Origin of the sequence: Chryseobacterium sp. 22532 (assembly GCF_052044665.1) — a bacterium.
Classification (GTDB): domain Bacteria; phylum Bacteroidota; class Bacteroidia; order Flavobacteriales; family Weeksellaceae; genus Chryseobacterium; species Chryseobacterium lathyri.
This window is the reverse complement of record NZ_JBQENJ010000008.1, coordinates 96250-115479: the sequence shown is the minus strand read 5'-3', so window position 1 is coordinate 115479 and position 19230 is coordinate 96250. Positions and strand designations below refer to the sequence as shown.

15 protein-coding genes are annotated in these 19230 nt (G+C 38.3%); 12 read left to right on the top strand and 3 right to left on the bottom strand.

The features are described from left to right. Positions 1-66: 66 nt before the first annotated feature. The gene (locus tag ACTJIV_RS19425) at positions 67-1644 is read right to left on the bottom strand and encodes a Na+/H+ antiporter (protein ID WP_440629184.1); all 1578 of its coding nucleotides are present in this window, start codon (positions 1642-1644) and stop codon (positions 67-69) included. Between the two features lie 245 nt (positions 1645-1889). Between ACTJIV_RS19425 and ACTJIV_RS19420 the strand changes: the two genes are divergently transcribed. After that, positions 1890-3284 (top strand): MAC/perforin domain-containing protein, encoded by a 1395-nt coding sequence (locus tag ACTJIV_RS19420; protein WP_223558362.1) that lies wholly within the window; start codon positions 1890-1892, stop codon positions 3282-3284. 233 nt (positions 3285-3517) lie between these two features. After that, positions 3518-4282, top strand: a complete 765-nt coding sequence (map, locus tag ACTJIV_RS19415; protein WP_440629183.1) for a type I methionyl aminopeptidase — start codon at positions 3518-3520, stop codon at positions 4280-4282. A 121-nt stretch (positions 4283-4403) separates the two neighbouring features. On the opposite strand, the gene ACTJIV_RS19410 is transcribed toward map, so the two are convergent. Continuing rightward, positions 4404-6545, bottom strand: a complete 2142-nt coding sequence (locus ACTJIV_RS19410) for an outer membrane beta-barrel protein (protein ID WP_440629182.1) — start codon at positions 6543-6545, stop codon at positions 4404-4406. Between the two features lie 305 nt (positions 6546-6850). On the opposite strand from ACTJIV_RS19410, the gene ACTJIV_RS19405 reads away from it, so the two are divergent. The 3 genes from ACTJIV_RS19405 (at position 6851) to ACTJIV_RS19395 (ending at position 9517) form a co-directional block, all read left to right on the top strand. Then, positions 6851-7897 (top strand): MBL fold metallo-hydrolase, encoded by a 1047-nt coding sequence (locus ACTJIV_RS19405; protein ID WP_440629181.1) that lies wholly within the window; start codon positions 6851-6853, stop codon positions 7895-7897. 56 nt (positions 7898-7953) lie between these two features. Next, on the top strand, positions 7954-8604 hold the full coding sequence (locus tag ACTJIV_RS19400) for a hypothetical protein (protein WP_440629180.1): 651 nt from the start codon (positions 7954-7956) through the stop codon (positions 8602-8604). A 127-nt stretch (positions 8605-8731) separates the two neighbouring features. Continuing rightward, positions 8732-9517, top strand: a complete 786-nt coding sequence (locus ACTJIV_RS19395; protein WP_440629179.1) for a TatD family hydrolase — start codon at positions 8732-8734, stop codon at positions 9515-9517. Positions 9518-9592: 75 nt separating this feature from the next. Here ACTJIV_RS19395 and deoD read toward each other — a convergent pair whose 3' ends face one another. Continuing rightward, positions 9593-10303: a purine-nucleoside phosphorylase gene (gene deoD, locus ACTJIV_RS19390; protein ID WP_111959085.1), complete on the bottom strand. Its 711-nt coding sequence runs from the start codon at positions 10301-10303 to the stop codon at positions 9593-9595. Positions 10304-10609: 306 nt separating this feature from the next. Here deoD and ACTJIV_RS19385 point away from each other — a divergent pair, with 306 nt between their 5' ends. The 7 genes from ACTJIV_RS19385 to ACTJIV_RS19355 all read left to right on the top strand — a co-directional run bounded on the left by ACTJIV_RS19385 (position 10610) and on the right by ACTJIV_RS19355 (position 18775). Then, a complete protein-coding gene (locus ACTJIV_RS19385; RefSeq protein ID WP_111959086.1) occupies positions 10610-10999 on the top strand; it encodes a VOC family protein in 390 nt (129 codons plus the stop codon). 199 nt (positions 11000-11198) lie between these two features. Further along, the gene (locus ACTJIV_RS19380; protein ID WP_440629178.1) at positions 11199-11846 is read left to right on the top strand and encodes a hypothetical protein; all 648 of its coding nucleotides are present in this window, start codon (positions 11199-11201) and stop codon (positions 11844-11846) included. Beyond that, positions 11846-12979 carry an AAA family ATPase gene (locus ACTJIV_RS19375; protein WP_440629177.1) on the top strand — a complete coding sequence of 378 codons (1134 nt, stop codon included), beginning with the start codon at positions 11846-11848 and terminating at the stop codon, positions 12977-12979. The genes ACTJIV_RS19380 and ACTJIV_RS19375 overlap by 1 nt, the downstream gene beginning before the upstream one ends. Continuing rightward, positions 12952-13695 carry a hypothetical protein gene (locus ACTJIV_RS19370; RefSeq protein WP_440629176.1) on the top strand — a complete coding sequence of 248 codons (744 nt, stop codon included), beginning with the start codon at positions 12952-12954 and terminating at the stop codon, positions 13693-13695. The genes ACTJIV_RS19375 and ACTJIV_RS19370 overlap by 28 nt, the downstream gene beginning before the upstream one ends. Next, a complete protein-coding gene (locus ACTJIV_RS19365; RefSeq protein ID WP_440629175.1) occupies positions 13686-16067 on the top strand; it encodes a hypothetical protein in 2382 nt (793 codons plus the stop codon). Before ACTJIV_RS19370 ends, ACTJIV_RS19365 begins: the two co-directional genes overlap by 10 nt. Next, complete coding sequence (locus ACTJIV_RS19360) at positions 16057-17763, top strand: APC family permease (protein WP_440629174.1); 1707 nt, start codon at positions 16057-16059, stop codon at positions 17761-17763. Before ACTJIV_RS19365 ends, ACTJIV_RS19360 begins: the two co-directional genes overlap by 11 nt. After that, entirely contained in the window at positions 17753-18775 is a 1023-nt protein-coding gene (locus ACTJIV_RS19355; protein ID WP_440629173.1) for a hypothetical protein, read from the top strand. Before ACTJIV_RS19360 ends, ACTJIV_RS19355 begins: the two co-directional genes overlap by 11 nt. The last annotated feature ends 455 nt before the right edge of the window (positions 18776-19230 follow it).

The window sequence follows — 19230 nt, the reverse complement described above, 5'->3', positions numbered from 1 at the left end:
CACAACAAAAAACCGCAATACTCTAATTAAAGTATTACGGTTTTTTATTTTTCTATGGAGGAACATTTAACTTTTCATATTCAATCTTTCCTCCTGAAGATCAAGCAAGCGAAGATGTTTTCTAATGATTTCTTCATCTAGTAAAAGTTCTTCGCGGTTTTTATTAATAAGCCAGATTCTTTGAGTTTCGAGAATATCAATATAAATATTCCGGTATTCATTGTAATTAATGATGATTTCAGAACTGCTCAGTTGTTTTTCGTATTGCTGTAATTGATCTTTTAATGCCGGGAAGCTTTCTATTTTATGGGCATAATCTTTACGGATTTTATCAACTGCCACTTGAGCAAGACTGTTCTGAATTTCGTAATCGATTTCCTTTTCGCTTCTTACAAAATCACGGTCTATAGGTGGGAATTTTTTTAATAAAAAAGGAAGTGTAAGTCCCTGAACAAGCAATGTTAAAAGAATCACGACAAATGTGATGAAAAGAATCAGATTTCTTTGTGGGAAAGGCGTCCCGTCATCTAAAGTCAGGGGAATTGAAAGTGCTGCTGCTAAAGAAACTACACCTCTCATTCCCGTCCAGCCAATGATCATGGGCGTTTTCCAGCCGGGAGATTGTGCATCTGCAACGGTGATGAAATTTCTCATAATTAAGGTCGTAACCACTGCTGCATAGCCGGCAAAAATTCTTACAATAACCAGAACTGCAGTAACAGCAACTCCATAACCGATTGCCGTATAAATATCGGTGTCACCTAAACCGGAAACAATCTCAGGCAGATCTAAGCCGATGAGCATGAAAACAATTCCATTCAGCAAAAAACAAAAACTTTCCCAAACTGTTACGGTGCGTATTCTGGAGGCACTGCTCAAAAAATCGTGACTGCGGTAAGAGAGGAATAAGCCGCCACTTACCACCGCCAGAACTCCGGAGGCGTGAAGCTGCTCTGCCGCCAGATACATCGAAAAGGGCGCAATAAAAGTCAGTAAAATATCAGTGTTTGAATCAGTGGGTAAAATCTTGTGCATTTTCAGAAAAATATATGCGATGATAAGTCCTATTCCTACACCGCCAATGCACATCCATACAAAACTTCCTGCTGCCTCATGCCATACAAATTGTCCGGTTGCTGCTGCAATCATGGCAAACCGGAAAATGATTAAAGAAGAAGCATCATTCAGCAAACTTTCGCCCTCTAGAATGGAAGCCAGTCTTTTGGGTACTTTTACAAACTTTAAAATCGCACCGGCACTTACTGCATCGGGTGGAGAAACAATTCCGCCCAATAAAAAGCCTAGAGCTAAAGAAAATCCCGGAATAAAATAATTAGCGAAGACGGCAACCGATAACGCGGTGAAAAATACAACGACAAAAGCAAAACTGAAAATAATTCTCCGCCACCGCCAAAGTTCTTTCCATGAAGTTGACCAGGCTGCTTCATACAATAAGGGCGGTAAAAAAATGATAAATATTAATTCCGGTTCTATTTTTATGGGTGGTACGCCTGGAATAAAACTTATTAAAAGCCCCGCCAACACAAGCAAGACAGGATAGGCGACCTTAATTTTTTTCGCCAGCATAATAAGCATGGTGATGAGCAGAACCAAAAAAAGATAGAATTCGAAATTTTCTAACATGTATAAATTTTAGATAAATATATATCAAATTTTTAAAAACATTTAGAACCTGCTTAAAATTTAAACACACTCTAAATGTTGGAGATATAGAAATGGACACCGATTAAATTTAGACTGTTTCTATCTATCATTTACATGGACTCTTCTCATGAGTCATTAAAATCCCTAATTAGTGATATATATCATACTGTTTTACTTTTTTCACCATGTGTTGAATATTACTTTTGTTGAAAATTTTAATAACTATGAAAAAACAAATTTTACTTTGCTTCAGCACATTGCTGTTGCTTTTCATGGCTTCATGTTCTTCGGAGGAGTTGAACACTGAAGTAACATCTGAGAACCTTGGAAAAGAGAGTCGTATAGCCGCCGGAAAATTTGCAGGTGACGGGCAGTATGATGTTCTGGGACATGGCTATAATGCCGCGGGTGAATATGCAAATGCGAGTGCAGCAGGTTTTAAAGTAATTGATATTGACAGATTCAAGGCTGAGCAAGGTCCCAGATTGGTTGCTGAAAATACACTTTCACAAGATTATGTTGAAGAGTATGGTGAAAATGCTGAAACCTATTCTAAAATGGTGTCGACCAAAGTGGATGTAACGGCTGGTATTCCATTATTTAAGAAAACACTTTCAGTGGGCTTTAATTCTGCAGTGACTAACACCAATAAGTTTGATGCAAAATATATTTATGGAAGTTACAATCTTTTAATCAAACAAAGAAGATTGAGATTCAATGCAACAACAGATATGTTGGGAGACTACCTGACTCCTGAATTTACGCAGGATTTACAGACAAAAACACCTCAGCAAATTGTCCAGGATTATGGTACACACGTAACGGTAGACATTTATACGGGTGCTAAAATGGATGTTATATTCCAATCTGAAACAACTAATGAATCCCGTGAACGTGCAGCCAGAATCGGTGTGAAAGTCGGAATGAAAGGTATTTTTGATGTTAATGTAGAGAACGATGTAAATACAGCGGAATCACACAAAAACTTCTCCAGAAAATTATCATATAGAACAAGAGGGGGAGACCCTTCAAAAGGCCTGATCGGTGAATTGAACCTGGACCAATCCAATCCTAAAATCAATATCGCCAACTGGCAAAACAGTTCTACTGTAAATAATGCTGTTTTGGTAGATTTTGGAAATAATGGACTGGTATTTATTTATGATTTAGTAAAAGATCCGGTTAAAAAAGCTCAGCTTCAGGCATATGTCAATCAATATTTGATTGATAATAAAGTTTTCTTAGATTATATTCCTGTTCCGGTCTACGGTTTTTATAGTCCTGGCGACAGAGATCATTACCTAGCAACTTCTCCTGGGACACCTTATAATTATCAGGCTGAAGGCGAGCAGTTTAAAGCATATACTTATAAAGCTCCGAATACCGTTCCGGTTTATCAGTTCTACAGTGGAAGCGAAAGAGACCACTATTATTCTACTCATTCTGGAACGCCTAACCAATATGCCTATGAAGGAATTGCATTTTATGCAACAATGGACAGTTCAAAAAAACCTATTTATCAGTTCTATAGCGGAAGTGAAAGAGATCACTATTATTCTACTTATCCCGGAACTCCAATTAATTATGTAGCAGAGGGCATTCCTTTTTATGCCTATTAATTAAATATATTTGTTGATACCTTTACAGGAAGCCGTCTCACATGAAAGTTGAGACGGTTTTTTATTGGGTTTCAATTTCAATAAGTTTTTATTATGAATTTTTGTTTTGATTCTGTGGTGAAAAAAATGATACACTTATATGATGAGGTAAATAATTTCAAATCCTTAACTTTGTCGTTTTCAAAGGGTATTAAACTCGTGAAAAAAAATCCATATAACCAAAAGAAACAACAATGTCAATAACGAATGAACATGAATTGGCAGGAATGCAGAAAGTGAGTGAAGCTGTAGCCTATACCTTAAAAGAAATGACTAATTATGCCCAACCCGGCATGACAACAAAAGAAATTGATGAATACGGGGCGAAGATCCTTTCAGATTTTGGTGCAAAATCAGCTCCTTATTTAACGTATGGTTTTCCGGGCTGGACCTGTATCAGTGTGGATAATGAATTTTGTCATGGTATTCCGACCGATGAGCGGATTTTAAAAGAAGGAGATCTGATTAATATTGATGTTTCAGCAGAACTTAACGGATATTGGGCAGATAACGGAGGTTCTTTTGTTATTGGAAAAGATATTAATTCCCACCAAAAACTGGTAGATGCTTCCAAAGATATTTTACAAAAAGCCATCAATTCTATAAAAGGAGGTGTGAAAATAGCTGATATTGGATTTCTCATGGAAACTGAAGCTAAGAAAAGAGGTTTTAAAGTGATTAAGAATCTTGCCGGGCATGGTGTTGGGAAAAGCTTACACGAGCAGCCTGATGAGCTGTTTAATTATAAAAACCGTTTCGATTCCAGACGGTTCAAAAAGAACTCTGTGGTGGCCATAGAGACATTTATTTCAACATCTTCAAACCTTGCTGTAGAGCTCAATGACGGTTGGACTATGGTAGGAAACAAAGGTGGTTATATGGCACAGCACGAACATACCATTGTGGTGACGGATGGAAAACCCATTATTTTAACACAAATGAATGAAATCCTGAACTAAGAATTTACTCTTCATATAGAATAAAAAGACACTTGCATTGATGTAAGTGTCTTTTTTAGCTATTATTTTTGCTTGTTTATTTCGTTTGCAAACAGTCTCTGCCGGCACTGATTTTTTATTTTTATTTTCCGCCGCCGCTGTTTTTCTCTACATCCGTCTTCGTATTTCCTTTTACTTTCTGATTTCCGAAACGTTTCACGAAAGTAAGTGAAAATCCATACCAGTCGGATCTGGTAGAACTTCTGGTGGTTCCGACCTGGCTGAAGGTGGTGGAATCAAAATTCGGTCTGCTGAAAATATTCATCAGCTGAAGGCTTACTTCCATCTGCGTTTTAGGGAATATTTTGGTGGCAGAGATATTGTGGAAAATATTCGTTTTATTCGCATAAGAATTTCCGTTGTTCTGGTTGGAAAGCTCTACCCATGCACTCAGGTTAATGTTTTTATCAAACAGGTTGGTGTACGACAGATTAGCTGAAGCACCCAGATAGCTTATATAATTTTTACCCTTCAGATCATTGACTTCGTTGAAATCATGATTGTCGATATAATACCATCCAACTCCTACATTCACGTTCATTTTATTTTTCAGGAAAGTCTGGTTGGTATTCGCAAACAGATAATACTTCTGCACCTTTCCGTTGAAATTGGCAGGTAGGCTAACCGTTCTTCCATTTTCCTCTGCAATAGATGTCCAGTAATCCCTGTCAGTGTACATATATCTGGCCGAAAGAAAATATTTTTTCAGGATCCCGAATTTCATATAAAGCCTGTGGCTCGGGTTGGGTTCCAGGTCCATATTTCCGCGTGAGTACGTTCCGTCATTGGTAGGGACAAGAAAAGGATTAAATTCCGAATACCACGGACGCCAGAGATTACGGTTATAAGTAAGACTCAGATCATATTTATCCGAAAAAGAATATTTCACCAATAGATTGGGAAGAAGAGTACTGTAAGAATCTTTTCTTTCCGTACCGGCTACATCCTGTCTCATTTTATAATCGATATGTTCATAACGGACTCCCACTCTTGTTTCCAGCTTCTCGAAAAAAGTTTTGCTGTAGTTCACATACAGGGAATTGATATTATCCTCATAGTGGAAAACATCGTTCGAAGGGAGATTATCTGCATTGTTTCCGGATACATTATTGGGGATCACATTGTTATTGAAATCCATTTTTCCACCCACTTCAAAGCTTCCGCCCTTTCCAAGCGGTTGCGTATAATCTACTTTTAGATAATAGTTTCGGGTCTGTTCATGAGAATCCAGGCCTAACAAGTTCACAGCCGGTGTTATATTGGATGTTTTTAAAAACCAATTTGTATTTTCCTGAGAATTGTAATTGGACCCTAAATTGACATCCAATATCCTGTTTTTCTCTTTATCATAATACTTATAAAAAAGATTTGTTCCCAGCGTTCGGTAGCGCCCTGTTGCATCCTGCTCCTGATGATAAGAATCAAACAGCACATCATTTTTCGACCTGATGAAGTCAGAATCCGAGGTTGTGGAACTTTTGCTTTGATAATATTCAAGGATAAGTCCTATATTATTTTTATCATTCAGTTCATATTCAGAGGTTGAGGAAAGAGAAGGACTTTTATTTCTGCTTATGTTTTCATTGTTGGTTTGGGTAACATCATTATCCTTGTATAAAGAGTTGATGTATAGGCTCTTTTGTGCCCAGGTATTGTCGCTGTAGCTTCCGACAAGAGTCTGGGTGAAATTTTTCTTGTGGTAATTAAGATTAAGATTCGTATACTGAGAATTTTTAGTATTCTGCCTGTTATTGAAGGTTACGCTGCCCTTCATTCCTTCATCATCTCTCTTTTTCAGTACAATATTGATGACCGATCCGGCTGTTTCATAACGGGATGACGGGCTTGTGATCACCTCAATTTTCATCAGATTATCTGCAGGAATGGTTTTCAGATATTCCTTTAATTCCTTCCCAGTAAAAACAGATTTTCTGTCGTTGATGTAAACCGTCACCGATTCACCTTCCGCTTTTATAGCATCATTATTATCAATACTCACCAAAGGGGTCATTCTAAGAACATCCCATGTTGTATTTCCTGCAAGGATAGAGCTGTTGGACACATTAAACACCGTTCTGTCCACCTTAGATTCTACAGTAGGTTTTCTGGCCGTTAATGTAACCCCTTCAATCTGGTTTTCCTTCTCCTTGATGGTGTCATTTTTTACTTGTGCAAATGTTAAAGAACCGATTAATAATGCAGCTGAAGATATAATTATTTTCATTCAAAGTGATATTTCACCAATAAGACAGTTATTGCAGGACATTTGTTACATCACATTGGGAAAATAAATAAAAAATTCACCGATACTGTTATTTTTATTGAAAATTATACTCCATAAGAAGTATTGGGGCTGATCCATTTACTGTTTCATATCAAAAGTTACAGAACTATGTGCAGAAGATATTAGATCATATAAAGTAAAACGCTCCCTTTATTCGTTGATTCATATAAATAAGAAATCTATTCTTATATTTATTCATCTGATACATCTTAATGATCAGGATTCAGAGCATAAAAACAGTGATAATGAATTTAAAGAAACAAATGGGGCAGTTTCCCAACGAAAAAAGAAAAACCTATTTCAGTACGCTGACCAACTATACCAACGGAAAATTTCAGAATATACTTCCCACACCTGCATTACTGGAAGGAGAAAGTATGACCAAATTACTCCTGCAGGCCCTATGCAAAGTTGAGAATACAAGCCCGAAATCATCTCTTCCCTTTGTGATCACAGATCTGAAAAACCTTAAACCGGAAGAAAATGTTCTCGTATGGTTCGGGCACAGCTCTTACTTTATCCAGATCGATGGCAAAAAATTCCTTGTAGATCCTGTCTTCAGTGGCAACGCTTCACCAATGCCGGGATCCATAAAGGCCTTCCCCGGATCAGATCATTACAAACCGGAAGATATGCCGGATATAGACTTTCTCCTGATTTCCCATGATCATTGGGATCACCTGGATTATTCCACTGTTCAGACGCTTAAAGACAAAGTAGGTCAGGTGATATGCGGACTGGGGACAGGGCAGCATTTCGAGTACTGGGGCTGGGATTCAGAAAAAATTATTGAGAAAAACTGGTGGGACAGCATTTATCTGGAAGGTGGCTTCACCATTACACTGACTCCTGCAAGACATTTCTCGGGAAGACTCCTGAACCGGAATATCTCACTGTGGACTTCCTTTGTTTTACAGACTCCATCTAAAAAATTGTTCTTAGGCGGTGACAGCGGTTACGGAGATCACTTTAAAGAGATCGGGGAGAAGTACGGACCGTTTGATCTTGCGGTTATGGAATGCGGCCAATACAATGAAAAATGGCCTTACATTCACAGCCTTCCGGAGCAGATCATCAAAGAAGTACAGGAGTTGAAAGCTAAAAACTTTATTCCTGTCCATAATTCTAAATTTAAATTAGCTCAGCATCCCTGGTTTGAGCCATTGGAACTTGTTTCAAAATATGCAGAAGAAAACAGTATCCCTGTGACACTTCCTATGATTGGAGAAAAAGCAGATCTCGATCAGCTGGGAGAAATAACCTGGAAAAAATGGTGGAAGGAATTGATGTAATTCAGAGCTTTGTAGAAAATCTTTATTCTGTTATCAATCTTATAAAATATCTGTAAATGGATATGTTTAAATCCTGTATTTCATTAATTTCAGATCCCTGGAAAGAAAAATATCGGGCTGTTCTTGCCAGAGAGCATCTACAAACTATGGAAAATAATATCGTGAAATTTCAGAACAAGAGCCTGGAATGGGAGCAGCCATATTTTAATGAAGAAATTAAAACAGACAGAAAAGAAAGTTTTGAGCTTTTTATCAATATATTTCAAAACAAGGATACAGATGAGGTAAAAGCAGCTCATCTTGAAAAAATACCTTTTGAACACTGGCTGAATATTTTGGGACAGCGCCTGACTTCTGCCAGCGTTCGTGATGAAAATGCTGTTCCACCTTTGAAAGATACTTTGCTTGAAGCCTGCCGGAAACCTTTTAACAGCGAAATTACCATTGCGCAGAGAGCCTGGGAAAAACATATCGGAAGAATGGATGATGAGTTTTGGGGCGAGATCAAAGGGAATAATCTGCAGAAACAGGAAAAAGTCATGGAAAAGATCACTTATATTCTGGACAACAGAACCTGGTGGAATGTTTTCTATCATTACAAACATGAACTTGTTTTTGAAGCCAGGGAAAAAGAAGGTCACGGGATCCGATGGAGCCACGGAGGAAAACAGTTAATCGGTTTCCTGGAAAAATTTATCAATGAATAGCGTATAAAACTTTACTTGCGTAAAAAGATTGCGTACTGTGCAGATAATTTTGTATTGATAAAGTTTCAGATCAAAAATTTAGCAATACAAATCAATCTTATCTGTCCTTTATACAAAACAAAAACAAATGAATACATACATTGATATTGGCATTAACCTGACCAATAAACAGTTCTATAATGAACACGAAGAAATTGTTAACCGCGCCCTGGATAATGGAGTGGAACAAATGATCCTCACCGGGACTAGCGCACGCGGAAGCAAAGAATCTGCTGAAATCGCAGAAGAATATCCCGGGATTTTATTTTCTACAGCAGGAATTCATCCCCACGATGCCAAATCCTTTAACCAGGAGAGTATCCGGGAACTTCGGAACCTTTTGAAATTGAATCATGTGGTATCGGTAGGAGAGTGCGGACTGGATTTTGACCGGGATTTTTCTCCAAGACCTATTCAGGAAAAATGCTACAGAGCCCAGCTGGAATTGGCCGTTGAGGTTCGTAAGCCTCTTTTCCTTCATGAAAGATCAGCTTTTAAAAGATTTAATGAAATTACAGATGAATACCTTACCAACTTGCCGGAAGCTGTTGTCCATTGTTTCACAGGAACGCTGGAGGAAGCTAAAATCTATCTGGACAAAGGGTTTTATCTGGGATTTACCGGAGCTATAAGTGATGGCAAAAGATTTAAACAGCTGGAAGAAGTAATAAAATATACACCGATAGATCGCATGATGATAGAAACTGATGCCCCGTTCATGCTGCCGAAAAATATGCCGAGAATGCAGAACCGCCGGAATGAACCTTCCTTCCTGCCGTATGTAGCACAGACAATCGCACACCTAAAGAAGATAAGTATTTCAGAAGTCGCACATGAAACTACGGAAACCGCCAGAAATTTTTTCAAACTATAAAAAAGAGCTCTACTCATCAGGTAAAGCTCTTTTTTTATGGCGAAACTGCGAAACAGCAGCTTAACTTCTTTTCTATTAAAGACTTTTTATCGCTGATTCCAGAGCCAGTTCCATCATTGGTTTAAGGGCTTTTTCTCTCTCATCAGCAGAAATCTTTTCGTGGGTAGGAATAATATCGGTTACCGTAAGAATCGTAGCTGCATTTTTTCCTAAATGTTGTGCATTCGCGAATAATCCGAAAGCTTCCATTTCTACGGCCGGACAGTTGTACTTAGTAGCAATAGCAGGAACATTCGGGTCTTTTCTGTAGAAAATATCGCTGCTGTGTACATTGATCGCTTTAGTTGCTAAAGAAAGTTCCTGAGCGGTTTCATTGATCGTTCCGAAGATATTTCCCTGATGAGGAAGTATCTCATCTTCAATTTCCCAGGCATATTTTGCATACGTACTTTCACTCGCTGCATTTTCAATATTTAAAATATCAAAAAGCTTAAGGTCTGTTGTATAGGCTCCACATGTTCCGATCCTGATGATGGTATCTACTTCATATTCCGTAAATAATTCAAAAGAATAGATCCCGATGCTCGGAAAGCCCATTCCGCTGGCGCCTACAGTGATTTCCTTACCTTTATAAAGACCGGTATAATAAAAGATTCCTCTTGTTTTGCTGACCAGCTTAGCATTTTCCAAATAATTTTCAGCAATATATTGTGCACGAAGCGGATCCCCCGGCTGCAATACTACTTTGGCAATTTCTCCTTTTTTTGCACTGATGTGAATACTCATAATGTTATTTTGAAGCGACAAAGATAACAACTTTTAGATTGTAACATCTCAACGTTTGTATTTCAATACCCTAAGTTTTCTAAGTACAAATTCCCCTCCTCCGGAGGGGTGGCAGATCGAAGATCTGGCGGGGTGGTTAAAAAAGGAAAAAACTTCTCCGAACAAACCTCATAGGTTTCCAAAACCTATGAGGCTTAATCAGAAGCTTAATATTTAGTATTGCCAATACAGTTTCAAAAAAGAATAACACAGAAGAAGTATTTGAGGAATCTCCTCCTTACTTTAGCAAAGTAAAAGATAATCATAATGAAAATTGAGCATGTTGCTTTTTGGGTAAAAGATCTGGAAAAGATCAGAGAATTCTATCAGAAATATTTTGGAGCCGTTTCCAATGAAAAATATCACAATTCTCTAAAACAGTTTCAGTCTTATTTTTTAAGCTTTGACAATGGCTGCCGTCTCGAGATCATGACCAGACCGGATATTCAGGAAAGCAACAATTCTTATGATGTCCAGCAATATGGGATCATTCATTTGGCGTTCTCGACAGGCAGCAAAGAAAAAGTGGATGAACTGACAGAAATTTTAAGAAAAGACGGTTACACTATAGCCGGAGAGCCACGTACAACAGGCGACGGCTATTATGAAAGTGTTATTCTGGATCCTGAAAATAATATTATAGAAATAACAGATTGATTTGTAATCTGAAAATAGGTTTTCACAGGAGCAAAATATCAGAGCCACCTGCTAAATCTGCGAGAGTAAAAATACAACATCAAATATCTAAGTCATAATTAATAGGCATTTTGTGAATTATTTATCATAAAGATTATTTAGCTGCCAATCACTCACATAAAAAATTTTATTCTCTGCAAAATAGTTTTATTTTTGTTAGATGACGGAAACCAAATCACCATTTTTAGATACTATTTTTCTGCTTCGGAAAAGCGGCTGCATTACCGTTTTTTCAAATTTGCATGAAATTTCGAAAAAAGAAGAACAGGAAGCCGGTGATTATTTTGAAACAGAATTTGAAAAAGAAAGACTGGAATTTTTATCTACAGAAATCCATTGCCATAAAGAAGTTGCAGTTTGGGCCGCGAAAGTCCTGTATTACAGTGCACAGCTCTACCTCATCCGTGAAAACACGGCAAAAGATCTGGATAAGCTGATCCCAAAACTGAAAATAACACCCGATACTTCCTCTATTTTGTCTGCAGATCTGTCACTAAGATTTCTTCCCCAGATCATAACTTTAATGCAAACTGCTGATCCTCATGATCCTTTGGTTAAAATTCTGGAAGATATTCTTACACAGTTTCATTATTCCGGAATTGGATATCATCTTAATCTGGGAAAAGTCAATTGGGAAAAAGAGCTGAAAGACAAAATCTACAGGAAATTATATCTCGAAAGGATTGTTGAGAAGAAAGCCTATGCTCTTGCAGAAATCCCATATATTAATCAACTCCTGTTGGCTGATTTTGGACTGTATAAAGATACGTACTGGAGAGAATTAAAAATAATAACCGAAGAAAATTAATGATACAAAATATTACAAAACTTAATACCGTTCTCAACTACGTAAAAGATACTTTCGTAGGAAAAAATGATGTTGTAGACCTTTTGGGAATATGCCTTCTGGCCAAAGAAAATGCATTTCTGTACGGACCTCCGGGTACCGCAAAATCCGCTATCGTAAGAACACTGTCGAAAACAGTAAAAGATGGAAAAAACTTTGAATATTTATTAACCAGATTTACAGAACCGAACGAAATTTTCGGACCTTTTGATATCCGTAAATTAAAAGAAGGAGAACTTCTCACCAATACCGAAGGCATGATGCCCGAAGCTTCATTGGTTTTCCTCGATGAGATCTTCAATGCCAATTCTGCAATCCTGAATTCACTGCTGACCGCTTTGAATGAAAAAATATTTAAAAGAGGAAAAGAAACAAAGCATCTGCCGGCCCTGATGTTCGTTGGGGCCAGTAATGTTCTTCCGGAAGATGAATCTCTGAATGCATTATTTGACCGTTTTCTGGTGAGAATTAATGTTGATTACGTAAATCCTGAACTGCTTCAGCAGGTACTTCTGGCCGGAAGAAAGCTGGAAAACCAAACAGAGACCAATATTCCAGAAATTCAGGCAGATGAAATCAGAGAACTTCAGAATCTGTGCAAAACCATAGATCTGAGGCCCATCTACGAAGTTTATTTAAATACAATTATCAGCCTGAGAAATACAGGAATTACCATTTCCGACCGTAGAGCCGTAAAACTTCAGAACCTGATCGCGGCAAGCGCCCTGATCTGCGGAAGAAACGAAGCCGTGCTCTCCGATCTTTGGGTACTGAAGCATATCTGGGATACAGAAGAACAGATTGAGATTCTGGAAGGCATCATCAACAGAACCATTGAAAAAGACAATAACCCGAAATCCCATCCACAGGCGATGCAGAACAAAACTCCTAATCCGGAGGAAGTGATGAAGGACGTAAAAATCCTCGTGGAAAAATGGAACAGCGGAATGCTGAGTTTTGAAGAACAGAACGTGATCAAAGATAAATTGAGATACCTGCAGACCCGTTGCGACTGGATCAGAAATCCGGAGCAGAAGCAATATATCCAGCAAGAAATTGAAAGCTTATGGCAGAAGATCCTTCAAACGGTGTAAAAGAATTCTGGGCAGAAATTCCCCGGGCCGATGAAGATTTTCTGGGGGCTATCCGGGACTGGAAAAATGTACAGATTGCAACAGATGACGAGACGGTTTGGCTGAAAGGCTTCACTGAGGAACAGGCTATCTCCTCAGATATCCAGCAGCTGCCTAATTTCATACTGTACGAATTGCGCGATGGACTTTTGTTCAAAAAAGAGGTACTGGTACCAAGTAAAAAAATGAGAACGGCCTTACTTTGGTCACCGATAGATAAAGCTTTACGCCTTACTTTTCCGGCTTCGAACAATAATTATTTCGGAATCGGTGAAAAAGTTGAGGTGAGATTAAAACCGGGTAATGAAGAAGATGCTGTCATGGCTTTATTAAGTATAATTGAGGAAATAAAAGAAAGTATTCCGTTACTGCCGAAATTTAAGCTGGAAAAGCTTGAATGGACAGTTATTGATGATAAAGCATTGTTCCTGGGAACACCGTTGCTGAGTTTGCCCGGAAAAACATATTGGACCAGAGATAGCCACCTTCTGCCTGCAGGTTTTGACTTTGAATTTAAAAATTTGAGTTCTCTTTTACAGCAGCAATATAATAAAGAGTCAGACAAATGGTTACTATGGAATGAAGACGGTACTTATCTTTCCCTTAAAAAAGAAAACTTCCGCCCATTGTCCGTAAGTTCATTCCGTCTTACTGAAAAAACGAAAGAATGGATTTAACCGAATATTTCCAGTCATACGAAAACTACTTTTGGGAGTGGGTAACCGACGAGGATATCGCCGGAGATTCCGGATACCATGATTATAACCTCATCTCCATTCCCGGTGTTGGGGCTATAGCCTACAGGCCTTACGTTATGGAGATCCTGAAAGAACTTCAGCCACAGGGATGGCCTCCGTTTGGAGCCTTGCTGATGGTTTTGTATGCGATGCAGGACGGTTATACCGATTTTGCAGGCCCTTTGAATCATACAGCCAATTTTCACAGCATTGGAAATTTTGATTTTACTGCTGAAAAGAGTATTGAGTTCCTTGAAAAGCTGAAATCATTAAATAAAATCTATAAACAGGGACAAAACAGAATTGTACTACTCCAGACAATTTTCCAGGATTCCCACAACAGGACAGCTCCCGGAAAGGCAGAAATGATTCTGACCACCTACTACAAAAGACCCCATATGCTGGCAGCCAGTGCCGGGAAAAAGTATGCCGGACCGTCAGCCATTAACAGGGACTTGAGTACACTCAATCTCCTGAATGAAAAATTTCCGACAACCCAGTCTATTGTTGATGCCATGCGGGATCACATAGATGAACCTGAACTGGATGACGAAGTCGTAGAGGAAGAGACAACTGTAGAAACCGATAAAGATTTTATTCAGCAATTAATCGAGGAGCCCAAAACATTTCAGGTAGGAAGCCTGATCAAAAGGATTTGGAGCGGACTGAGAATTCCTATGCGTCACCTTTCTCCCGGGGAGCAGCCCATTGGAGGGATCTCAGATATGGCCAATAAAGGTGACCTCCACAGAATGCTTCTTTCTGAATTTGCCAATGATGATGAGGTTTTCATGAACCGCGTGGCCAATAACGAAGCTCTGTATATCCAGAGAGAAATTCCACCGGAAGAAAATATTTTTGAACGTATTATTTTAATTGATACTTCCCTGAAAAACTGGGGAACACCTAAAGTATTGGCTTTTGCATCGGCTATTGCGGTGATCAGGCATCCGAAAGCCCATTCGGAGTGTAAGGTTTTTGCCTTGGGACAGGCAGGTATACCGGTTTCTCTTGATAAACCGGAAGATGTTATCGAAGCCCTGAATCTGGTCAGCCCCATTCTGGATGTTTCAGAAGCACTTGGGAAATTTTTTAATGAAGAGCATACCGAAAAAGAGCTTGAAGTTTTCTTCATTACTCACCAGGAAAACCTTGCTGATGAAAAGACAAGGAAAGTGATCCACGAAAACAGGGACAGGCTGAAATTCCTGATCACAACATCTTCAGATGGCGAACTGAATTTTTATAAACATCATAAAGGAGCGCGCAAGCATATTCAGAAGATAAAGCTTCCGCTTCAGGAATTATGGGCCAATCCGCCACAGCGCAAGCAAAAGGTTCATAATGTTAACGGTAAAAAAACAGATCTGCCGCAGAACTATCCGATCCTGTTTCCGACTCCATCCAATAAAATTGCCCAGTTTCTTTATGAAGGCGAATTTTATATTTTAAGTTCAAAAAAACAGCTGTTGAAAACTTATCTTTCTGATAATTACTACGACCGGAATTCCTATGATTACTACAAAATCTATCATGGATGCGAAGTTTTAATAGAAGATATTTCTGTGAAACCAAGAGGCGAGTTTGCTCTCGCTAAAAACAAACAGCAGCATTTTATTTTATGTCAGTATCAGCCGGATAAAAAACTTATTTCAAAACTGAATCTCAACACAAAAGAATATTCCGAACAGAATGTTACCGGGCTCAATATCCCCAGTTCATACCATCTGATCTATTTCGGAAGAAACTTTTACCTTCATCAGCCTATGAATTCTTCCCGTTATAAGATCAGTTTAGAAGGAAATATCTCTGTGGAATCCATATTTAACGATGATAGTGAAATAGATAAAAATATAGCAAAAGCAGAAACAGAAGTTGCCAAACTGAATCGAAGCGGTATGAAAATAATCAGTAACTTCAATAAAATAGGAATCAATGAGAATAATAATCTCGTCATTTCCGGAAATGAACTGTGCAGGCTGTATGACAACTCATTAAACCTTTATAAAAACAGATTTACGGTTAAAATGCCTGCAGAGCAGAACAAAAATAAGTTTACATTTCAGGATGGCAGCGAGATCATTACGGATTCCCGCGGAATGCTTACTTTTAAAAGCAGCAATACCAGTATTCCTACATTTTATATTCCTTCCACGGAGTATGGATTTTTAGCCTTGGCAACCAATACAGAGTATGGAGGTTCGGAATATTACCTTCCGAAACAGACCCTGCTGAAAGTGAAGACTATGGAAGAAATGTATGCTCAATATTTAACAGCGTTTATTGATCAGATCCTGGATTATGGAGCTTAGAATAAAACCTTTTCCGAAAAACAACTATCCTAAAAAAGGGCTTTTGATCAAAGACCCGTCGCCTCGCGTATGGCTTTATGAAATGGAAGTATTGGGAATAGATCTCAATAAAGTAAAATCCTATGCTATTCCGGCAGACCAGCCTAATGTTTTATACGGATGCCTGCTTATATTTTATGATGAAGCTCCACAGGAAATCGAGAGAAATGCTTATTTCCAGTGTGTAGATGACAGACTTTTTATTCCTGAAAATACCATATTTTATCCAAAGATCAATCCGGAAGACTGGCAGTCTGTCGGTTCACGGTATGTCGTTATGCATCCCGACTTTGGTCTAGTGAAGCTCTCAGAAGAAATAGACTGGCTCTCTGTGCTGAAGGAACCTGAAATAACAGAAGGCAGGGTGAGAAAACCATCCAATGGGGTGAAAACCCCTCAATATATCGAAAGCTTTGCTGTTGAGATGGATGATGAAAAAGTTCTGGCAACCCTTCAGCAGCCAAGAAATGAAGAAGAGTGGATGAAAAACCTGCCTTTTGATCTCAAAAAAGTGATGGCAGGAAATAAAAAAGAAATTGAAAAATATTTAAAATATATAGAAAAGTATCCTGACCGAGCTGTAGAACTGGGCGTACCTTTAGATATTATGGGGACTTCCCGTGGTGACGGCTTTGGAAAATTCACTTTCGGAGACAGCTGGCTGAGTGCTCTGTTTGGAAGTTCTGGAGACAAAAAAGAAACAACAGGAAGCCGGAATTTCCGCTGGATATTCTGGGGCGTTGTCGTGATGGCTATAGTCTTCAGAATTTTTATGCCTTCAGATAAAGACAGAATCGTGAAAGAGGATTTTCTCGTTTCATCCGGTAAGATCATGAACGGAGCTGAAAAAACACAGGCAGATATGATCGCTTATCAGTCAGGTGTGACGGATATTGACATGAAAATTGACTCTATTTACGGAAAAACAAGAAAAAAACTTTCCAGTGAATATGTTGCGGCTGGTGCTGCCATGTCAAAAGACAAAAACGAAAGGGAGCAGTATAAAAAATCAGGTGGCAGAAACCTTGGAGAGGTTGGAAATGATATTGAAAAGCTCAATGCCAGAGAACAGAGCAGTAGGGACTCCCTGAAAATTATTTATTCGAAAAAAATAACGAAACATCTGGTTCAGCAGGAAGCCACTATGAAACGCAGTATTTCAGATTCCCTCAAACAATACAGTAAGGGAAAGCCGGTTAATGACGAAGTGGTAAAATTTGTTTTAAAGAAAAAACAGGCACTCGTAGCGGATTCTCTTGGAAAACTGTACGGAACACTTGATATAATGGATCTTCCACCTTCTCCTGTTAAAGATTCAAAAATAGGACAGCTTGAGTCCGGGGACAGCAGTTTACCTGAAAAAACAAAAGTTTCAGATATCCTGTATCTTGTGATTTTCATGTTTGGAGCTGTAGGAATCTATTCTTTCATCTTCAGAAGGAAGTCGCTGAACCTTGGCGGAGATAATGTGCCTTTATGGGTAAAGCTGATTCTGTCTGCTGTTCTTGTTTCCATGCTGGTTTATCTATTCTATCCCTTGATAAAGATGTTTGGGTACAACTGGTTTGTATGGATTCTGGTGATCTGTGTTATCCTTCTTCTTTACCGCCTGTTTAACGAAGATAAAACCATTTTAAACCCTGAAGATGATGAATAAGCAGAAATTTATAGACAAATTCCTGATTGCATTTATGATCCTGGCGGTGTTTAAGATCATTGGTATTGCAGCCCAGTTATTTCACGAAAGCTTTTGGAGTATGGTGGGAACGCTAGTGATTTTCCTGGTCATAGCTTTTATAATCATGATTGTGATCACTGCTTTAAAAGATAAAGAACAAAACCAACAAAACTCTGGACGAAGAGGTTCCGGAGGCGGGAATTTTTACCTGGAAACCTCCTTATTTGATAGGATCAGAAATAAATACGAAGAACTTGCCGAAAAATATATCGCTGAAAAGGACTATAAAAAGGCAGCAAAAGTATATATGAATCTTCTTCAGGATAATTTTAGGGGTGCAAAAACACTGGAAAATGGGGGCTTTTACAATGAGGCGGCCGCAGTCTATCTAAAAAAACTAAACAATAAGTCAGAAGCGGCATCCTGTTACGAAAAAGCAAAGCAGTACAAAAAAGCTATCGATCTGTATAAAGAAATGCAGCAGAAAGAGAAAGTAGGAGATCTTTACAAAGAACTGAATGATCTTAAAAATGCCCACAGCTACTATCAGATGGTGGCAGACGACTATACGGCCAACAGCCAGATGGTAAAAGCTTCTTTGATATACAGCAAGAAAATGGAGCTGCCTGAAGAAGCTCAAAAAGTGCTATTGAAGGGTTGGAATGAAGATAAAGATGCATTCAATTGCCTTAATAATTATTTTGCCAATGTTTATGACATCAAAAAACTCGAAACTGAAATTCAGAATCTTTATCAGAAAACACCTTCCTACAAAAAGATGATTTACCTTGAAGCCATGAAGCATGAATTTAAAAAAGATACCAAACTGCAGGATGTAACCCGAACTATCGCCTATGAAATTATTGCGGAAAAAGTAGGTACCCGTTCAGAGATCATTAACGAGCTCAAATATTTCAATCCTGATGACAGTGTGATATTAAAGGATATTTCGAGGTTTAAAACAGGAAGGAACAAAATGTTGAGGAATTAAATTGAAGCATTTAAAGATTTTAATAATTTAAAGATTAAAAATTTAAACAAAATTATGTTCTGCCGGCAAAATTGAGTTGGCTGAGGCCCTCGAAGCCAACTCGGTTTTATCCCTCCTTCCAGCGGACAGAAGGAGTAATTTCCTTGCTGAAAAACAATTTTTCATATCTTTGCGCCAGAAAAATTATGACAATACAAAGAGCACATATCAATGTAAATCTATGCGATAGCCCTTCAATAAAAGGATTATTCGGATACGAATGGATGATATGGAATGAGGCGAAATGTGCTTGCTTTGAAAATTATTTACAATAAACCCGTAAAAATTTAAACAAAATACCGCAGAAACGCCTCGAGTTATCGAGGCGTTTCTTGTGTTTTAGGCCATAAATTATTTAGAATGAAAAAAAATAACCATAAAAACAAAAAATTTTAATTAACAATGAACATTTAATA

Coding starts and splice junctions, on each gene's coding strand:
- ACTJIV_RS19395 (WP_440629179.1), top strand. CDS start 8,732: ATGAATACATACATTGATATTGGCATTAACCTGACCAATAAACAGTTC.
- ACTJIV_RS19370 (WP_440629176.1), top strand. CDS start 12,952: ATGGCAGAAGATCCTTCAAACGGTGTAAAAGAATTCTGGGCAGAAATT.
- ACTJIV_RS19385 (WP_111959086.1), top strand. CDS start 10,610: ATGAAAATTGAGCATGTTGCTTTTTGGGTAAAAGATCTGGAAAAGATC.
- ACTJIV_RS19380 (WP_440629178.1), top strand. CDS start 11,199: ATGACGGAAACCAAATCACCATTTTTAGATACTATTTTTCTGCTTCGG.
- ACTJIV_RS19355 (WP_440629173.1), top strand. CDS start 17,753: ATGATGAATAAGCAGAAATTTATAGACAAATTCCTGATTGCATTTATG.
- ACTJIV_RS19365 (WP_440629175.1), top strand. CDS start 13,686: ATGGATTTAACCGAATATTTCCAGTCATACGAAAACTACTTTTGGGAG.
- ACTJIV_RS19425 (WP_440629184.1), bottom strand. CDS start 1,644: ATGTTAGAAAATTTCGAATTCTATCTTTTTTTGGTTCTGCTCATCACC.
- map (WP_440629183.1), top strand. CDS start 3,518: ATGTCAATAACGAATGAACATGAATTGGCAGGAATGCAGAAAGTGAGT.
- deoD (WP_111959085.1), bottom strand. CDS start 10,303: ATGAGTATTCACATCAGTGCAAAAAAAGGAGAAATTGCCAAAGTAGTA.
- ACTJIV_RS19360 (WP_440629174.1), top strand. CDS start 16,057: ATGGAGCTTAGAATAAAACCTTTTCCGAAAAACAACTATCCTAAAAAA.
- ACTJIV_RS19405 (WP_440629181.1), top strand. CDS start 6,851: ATGAATTTAAAGAAACAAATGGGGCAGTTTCCCAACGAAAAAAGAAAA.
- ACTJIV_RS19375 (WP_440629177.1), top strand. CDS start 11,846: ATGATACAAAATATTACAAAACTTAATACCGTTCTCAACTACGTAAAA.
- ACTJIV_RS19400 (WP_440629180.1), top strand. CDS start 7,954: ATGGATATGTTTAAATCCTGTATTTCATTAATTTCAGATCCCTGGAAA.
- ACTJIV_RS19410 (WP_440629182.1), bottom strand. CDS start 6,545: ATGAAAATAATTATATCTTCAGCTGCATTATTAATCGGTTCTTTAACA.
- ACTJIV_RS19420 (WP_223558362.1), top strand. CDS start 1,890: ATGAAAAAACAAATTTTACTTTGCTTCAGCACATTGCTGTTGCTTTTC.